General features: G+C 39.8%; 1 protein-coding gene and 1 pseudogene. Both read left to right on the forward strand.

All coding sequences use genetic code 11. The annotated features are described in order from the left end of the window. Nucleotides 1–67 precede the first annotated feature (67 nt). The gene (locus ACFIJP_RS09735; protein WP_012755083.1) at nt 68–286 is read left to right on the forward strand and encodes a hypothetical protein; all 219 of its coding nucleotides are present in this window, start codon (nt 68–70) and stop codon (nt 284–286) included. A gap of 6 nt (nt 287–292) precedes the next feature. Next, nucleotides 293–535 (forward strand): annotated as a pseudogene (locus tag ACFIJP_RS09740) (integrase); the annotation flags it as partial.

The following is a 535-nucleotide window of genomic DNA, read 5'->3' on the forward strand; positions in this document are numbered from 1 at the left end:
TAACACTTTCAAGTAATGCGTGATTCACGCCACACGTGAATTGCATCTCAATGTAAGGAGAAAAGATATGGCGCCTCGTCCAGCTGCTATAACGCAACCAGCCATTGCACGCGCTTTAAGAGAAGCTAAAAAACAAGGTTGTGAACTCGTAGAAATCAAACCTACCGGTGAACTGCTTATCTATCTTAAATCCGATATTCCAATACCAAATTCAGTTAACCACCCAGACAAACTTTTAGATTTGTCAAAGAATGAATATTACGAAACCGCACTCTCTAAGATGTAAAATACCATGCCAAAACCACGTCCTCCTCATCTCGTTAAACAAATTACTCAACATGGCAAAATTGTATGGTATGTACGTATTGGTCATGGCAAACGCATTAGAATACGCGGTACCTATGGAACGCAAGAGTTTGTTGATAACTACAAAAGCGCACTTGCCGAGTTACAAGGGCTTATACTTCCTAAATCAAAAACCGGTAAACTTGTTGAAGGTTCATTTGCATGGCTGCTTAAACAATACTTTAACAGC

Source organism: Bartonella sp. MU37NMGALS (assembly GCF_042194015.1).
Lineage (GTDB): Bacteria > Pseudomonadota > Alphaproteobacteria > Rhizobiales > Rhizobiaceae > Bartonella > Bartonella grahamii.

Bases quoted from the DNA above. Each gene is read 5' to 3' on its own strand.
- ACFIJP_RS09735 (WP_012755083.1), top strand. From the start codon at position 68: ATGGCGCCTCGTCCAGCTGCTATAACGCAACCAGCCATTGCACGCGCT.